Source organism: Stenotrophomonas sp. YJH_SMC_36 (assembly GCF_059369935.1).
Map to the genome: position 1 here is coordinate 42,602 of NZ_JCAFTD010000011.1, position 6,598 is coordinate 49,199.

1 protein-coding gene is annotated in these 6,598 nt (G+C 68.0%); it reads left to right on the forward strand.

Features of this window, described 5'->3' with window-relative positions:
- Positions 1–536: 536 nt before the first annotated feature.
- Positions 537–6,598 (forward strand): Ig-like domain-containing protein (locus AC5P76_RS18290; protein ID WP_495222804.1); only part of this gene is annotated, 6,062 nt, incomplete at its 3' end.

The window sequence follows — 6,598 nt, forward strand, 5'->3', positions numbered from 1 at the left end:
CGGGCACTCCCGACCGTTCCTTCGTTCGTTTTGCGCTGCGCAAAACGAGCCTGAAGCGTCAATTTGGATCGCATTTTTTCCCGTGAAAACGGGTGTTCCAGCGTAATGACGTGCCAACTGCGTCACAGAGCTTTCAACGACCTGCGCGATGAAGGCCGCATGCACGCGATCTGCATGGAACGTTCACTTCGACGCGGTGTATACCCTCCCGCAGCGGACGGGGAGCAATGGCCGACGTCCGACGGCCCTGACCGCGTCGCTGAACGCGCGTCGGCGATTCCAGACAAGAGGATTGTCGTTCATGCATCTGCATCTCGCGCCCACGCTGTAGCGCTGCATCGCACCACGACCGGGCGCGTCGCATCGCTGCATCCGGTCGCCTGAAGATTCCGAAGCACGTATCCGGCAGCAGGCGTTTTGCCCGTTGGCGGTGGCTTCGCGCGAAAACATATCCATTCCGTGCCGCCGTGCCAGCGTGATCGCTGTGCGTGACGTCGTTGTGCGCATGGCGGTGCGCCTGTAGAGAGGAATGTCCCATGGCCATCCGCGTCAAGGTTGTCCCGGCAAGCGAATCGATCAGCTCCGATACCGCCGCCACCACCGTCCTCAATGATGTCGTGACGCTGCAGCAGAGCAGCAACGTCGCACTGGACATCGATCCAGACCAGGTCGCCGGCTACGTGAAGGACGGCCAGGATCTCGTGGTGCAGCTGAAGACCGGCGAGAACGTCCGCATCGTCAACTTCTATGCTGAAGGACAATCGCCCAGCCATCTGTTCCTGGTGGATGACAAGAAGCTCGTGGCCGTCGATCTGCCGGCGGTGGCCAGCGATGGGCCGTTGGCGGCCAGCTATCTGCCGCAGGAGACGCTGGCTGGGTTCGAGTCGCTGACTGCAGCGGGCGCGGGCGCAGGCAGTGGCATCAGCGGCGCGATGGTGCTGGGCGGGCTGGCCGCGGTCGGCGCAGCGGTGGCGTTGGCCGACAGCGGCGGCGGTGGCGGTGGCGGATCGCCGAATCCACCGCAGAATCCCCCGGTACCCGATACCACGCCGCCGGCCGCACCCACCGGGCTGGCATTCAGTGCAGACGGCCGGACGCTTACCGGCAGCGGTGAAGTCGGTGCCACGGTGCGCGTCGATACCAATGGTGACGGGCAGCCTGATGCGACCGGAACGGTGGGCGCCGATGGGCGATTCAGTGTCACCCTGTCGCCGCCGTTGACCAACGGCGAGAGCGTCAGCGTGACGCTGGTCGATGCCGCCGGCAACGTGAGCGGACCGGGGCAGGCGACGGCCCCCGATACGACACCGCCTGCAGCGGCCAGCAACGTGGTGGTGGCTGACGACGGCAGCAGCATCAGCGGCAGCGGTGAGCCGGGAGCAACGGTGGGCGTGGATACCGATGGCGATGGCCAGCCCGATGCCACCGTGGTGATTGGCGGCGACGGCCAGTTCACGGTGCCACTGGATCCACCGCTGACCCAAGGCGAGACGATCAGCGTGGTAGTGACCGATCCGGCCGGCAACAGCAGTCCGCCGGTCACGGTGCAGGCGCCCGACTATCCCGACGCGCCGCTGGTGAATGCCAGCAATGGCAGTGTGATTTCCGGAACGGCGGGCGCGGGCCTGACCATCCTGCTTACGGATGGCGATGGCAATCCGATCGGCCAGACGGTAGCGGATGCGAGCGGCAACTGGAGCTTCACGCCGCCTGCGGCGCTTGCTGATGGAACCGTGGTCACTGCCGTGGCCCAGAATGCGGCCGGCAATACCAGCCCCGCCACGTCGATCACCATCGATGGCGTTGCGCCTGCCGCACCGGTCATCGATCCAAGCAACGGCACGACGATCAGCGGTACCGCCGAGGCCGGCAGCACGGTGACCCTCACCGACGGCAATGGCAACCCGATCGGCCAGGTCACCGCCGATGGCGATGGCCACTGGAGTTTCACCCCGGGCACGCCGTTGCCGGACGGCACGGTGGTGAATGCCACCGCAACCGATCCGGCCGGCAACACCAGCGGCCAGGGAAGCATCACGGTCGATGCGGTCGCGCCGTCCACGCCTACCGTGGAGCCCAGCAATGGCGGCACGCTCACGGGCACCGCCGAGCCCGGAAGCACGGTGGTGCTGACCGACGGCAACGGCAATCCGATTGCGGAAGTCGCCGTCGATGGCAGCGGCAACTGGAGCTATACCCCCGGCACGCCGCTGCCCGATGGCACGGTGGTCACGGTGGTTGCCCAGGATGCCTCAGGCAACAGCAGCCCGCCGGCAACGGTCACCGTGGATTCGCAGCCGCCTGCCGCGCCCATACTCGAGGCCAGCAACGGCACCACGCTCAGCGGAACCGCCGAGCCCGGCAGCACGGTCACCTTGACCGATGGCAACGGTAATCCGATCGGGCAGGTCACCGCCGACGGCAACGGTGACTGGAGCTTCACCCCGGCCACGCCGCTTCCGAACGGCACCGTGGTCAATGCCAGTGCCACGGACGCCACCGGCAACACCGGCCCCGGCGCCAGCATCATCGTTGACGCGGTCGCTCCGGCCGCCCCGGTCGTCCTTCCCAGCAACGGCACGAGTATCAGCGGTACGGCCGAGCCCGGCAGTACCGTGACGCTGACTGACGGCAGCGGCACTGCGATAGGCCAGACCACCACTGACGGCAACGGCAACTGGAGCTTCACCCCGGCCACGCCACTGCCGGACGGTACCGTGATCAATGCCACCGCCACCGACGCGGCAGGCAACACCGGCGGGCAGGGCGGCACCACGGTGGATGCGGTGCCACCGGCCGCGCCTGTGCTGAACCTGAGCAACGGCAGCGCAGTCACTGGCACCGCCGAGCCTGGCAGCAGGGTGATCCTCACCGATGGCAATGGTGATCCGATTGCCAGCGTAACGGTGGATGGAAGCGGCAACTGGAGCTACACGCCCGCCACGCCGCTGCCCAATGGGACGGTGGTCAACGCCGTGGCAGTGGATGGCTCCGGCAACGCCAGCGTCGGCAGCAGCGTCACCATCGACTCGCAGGCGCCGTCGGCGCCCGTGCTCGACGTCAGCAATGGCACCCTGATCGTAGGCACCGCCGAGCCGGGAAGCACGGTGACGCTCACCGACGGCAATGGCAATCTCATTGCGCAGGTCACCGCCGATGGCTTTGGCGACTGGACCTTCACTCCGGCGACGCCGCTTCCTGATGGCACCGTGATCAACGCCACGGCCACCGATGCCACCGGCAACACCAGTGCGCCTTCGTCGATCACGGTCGATGCCGTCGCACCTGCCGCACCCGTGGTCAACCCGAGCAATGGCATCACGCTCACTGGCACGGCCGAGCCGGGCAGTGTCGTCACGTTGATCGATGGCAGCGGTAATCCCTTCGGTCAGGCCCCGGTCGACAGCAACGGCAACTGGTCGTTCCCGCTCGCTACGCCGCTGCCCGATGGCAGCGGCGTCAGCGCGACCGCCACCGATGCCTCTGGCAATACCAGCGGCGCGACCAGCATCACCGTGGACGCGCTGCCACCGGCGACGCCGGTGCTGAATCCCAGCAACGGCAACACGGTCAGCGGTACCGCCGAGCCCAACAGCACGATCATCCTCACTGATGGCAACGGTGGTCTGATCGCGGAGGTCACCGTCGATGGCAGCGGCAACTGGAGCTACACGCCGGCCACCCCGCTGCCCGATGGCACCGTCGTCACGGCCGTGGCGGTGGACGCGGCAGGCAATACCAGTCCGCCGTCCACCGTCCCTGTCGATGCCAGTGCGCCGCCGGCGCCGGTCATCGATCCCAGCAACGGCACCACCGTCAGTGGTACTGCCGAAGCTGGCAGCACGGTCATCCTGACCGACGGCAGCGGCAATCCGATTGGCCAGGTCACCGCCGACGGCAGTGGCAACTGGAGCTTCACTCCCGGCACGCCGCTGCCGGACGGGACGGTGATCGTGGCGACCGCCACCGATGCCACCGGCAATACCGGCCCGCAGGCGGCCATCACCGTCGATGCGCTGCCGCCGCCGGCCCCTGTGGTCGACCCGAGCAATGGCACGACGATCACCGGCACCGCCGAGGCCGGCGCCACGGTGATCCTCACCGATGGCAGTGGCAACCCGATCGGGCAGACCACCGCCGACGGCAGTGGCAACTGGAGCTTCACCCCGGCCACGGCACTGCCTGACGGCACGGTGGTCAACGCGGTCGCGCAGGATGCGGCCGGCAACACCGGCCCGCAGGGCAGCACCACGGTCGATGCGGTGGCGCCGCCAACGCCGGTCGTCAATGCCAGCAATGGCAACGTCCTCACCGGTACCGCCGAACCGAACAGCACCGTGACGCTGACCGACGGCGACGGCAATCCGATCGGGCAGGCCACTGTCGATGGCAGTGGCAACTGGAGCTTCAGCCCCGCCACGCCGCTGCCCGATGGCACGGTGGTCAACGTCACCGCGACCGATGCCGCAGGCAACACCAGCGCACCGGCAAGCACCACCGTCGACAGCTCGTTGCCCTCGATTCCGCTGATCGATCCCAGCAACGGTTCGGTGATCAGCGGTACTGCAGATCCGGGCAATACGGTCATCATCACCGATGGCAGCGGCAACCCGATCGGCCAGGTCACGGCTGACGGCAGTGGCAACTGGTCGTTCACCCCGGGCGTACCGCTGCCCGATGGGACCGTGGTCAACGTGATCGCGCGCAGTCCTTCGGGTGTCGACAGTGCGCCGGCGGCGATCACCATCGATGGCGTTGCGCCGCCGGCGCCCGTGATCGATCCCAGCAATGGGGTCGAGATCAGTGGCACTGCGGAAGCCAATGCGGTCATCGTGCTGACCGACGGCAGCGGCACTCCGATCGGGCAGACCACGGCCGATGGCAGCGGTAACTGGAGCTTCACCCCGGCCACGCCATTGCCCGACGGCACGGTGGTCAACGCCATCGCGACGGACCCGGCCGGCAACAGCAGTGGCCCGGCCAGCATCACCGTGGATGCGTTGGCACCGCCGGCACCGGTGATCAACGCCAGCAACGGCGTGGTGATCAGCGGCACCGCCGAAGCCGGTGCGATAGTGATTCTCACCGATGGCAACGGCAACCCGATCGGGCAGACCACGGCCGATGGCAGCGGCAACTGGAGCTTCACCCCCGCCACAGCGCTGCCGGACGGCACGGTGATCACCGCGGTCGCCCAGGATGCGGCGGGCAACACCAGTGGCCCGGCAAGCACCACGGTGGACGCGGTGGCACCGCCGGCGCCGGTGATCGACCCGAGCAACGGCAGTGTGGTAAGCGGTACGGCAGAAGCGGGTGCCACGGTGATCCTCACCGATGGCAGCGGCAACCCGATCGGGCAGACCACGGCCGATGGCAGTGGCAACTGGAGCTTCACTCCGGCCACGCCATTGCCCGATGGCACGGTGGTCAACGCCATCGCGACGGACCCGGCCGGCAACAGCAGCGGCCCCGCCAGTACCACCGTCGATGCGGTGGCGCCGCCGGCACCGGTGATCAACGCCAGCAACGGTGCGGTGATCAGCGGTACCGCCGAAGCCGGCGCGACGGTGGTCCTGACCGATGGCAATGGCGATCCGATCGGGCAGACCACCGCCGATGGCAGTGGCAACTGGTCGTTCACGCCCGCCACGCCGCTGCCCGATGGCACCGTGATCACGGCGGTGGCCCAGGATGCGGCAGGCAACGCGAGTGGCCCGGCCACGACCACCGTGGATACGGTGGCGCCGCCGGCGCCGGTGCTCGACCCGAGCAACGGCAGTGTGGTGAGCGGTACAGCCGAAGCCGGTGCCACAGTGATCCTGACCGATGGCAGCGGCAACCCGATCGGCCAGACCACCGCCGATGGCGCCGGCAACTGGAGCTACACGCCGGCTACACCGTTGCCGAATGGCACGGTGATCACTGCGGTGGCACAGGATGCGGCGGGCAACGGCAGCGGCCCGGCCAGTACCACGGTCGATTCGGTCGCGCCGCCGGCACCGACGATCGACGCGAGCAATGGCAGCGTCATCAGCGGCACCGCCGAAGCCGGTGCGACAGTGATCCTCACTGACGGCAACGGTATTCCGATTGGGCAGACCATCGCCGATGGCAGTGGCAACTGGTCGTTCACGCCCGGCACGCCTCTGCCCGATGGCACCGTCATCAATGCACTGGCGCGCGACGCGGCCGGCAACAACAGCAGCCCGGTCAGCACGACCGTCGATGCGGTCGCGCCCTCGGCGCCGACGCTCGATGCCAGCAACGGCACGGTGATCACCGGCACCGTCGAGCCCGGCGTGAAGGTGATCCTGACCGACGGCAACGGTGATCCCATCGGCGAAGCCATCGCCGATGGCAGTGGCAACTGGAGCTTCACCCCGGCTACGCCGCTGCCCGACGGCACCGTGATCAATGCCATCGCGCAGGATGCGGCCGGCAACAACAGCGGCCCGGTCACCACCACGGTGGATGCGGTGGCGCCGCCGGCCCCGGTGATCGATCCGAGCAATGGCAGCGTCATCAGCGGTACGGCTGAAGCCGGCGCCACGGTGATCCTCACCGATGGCAATGGCGATCCGATCGGGCAAGCTATCGC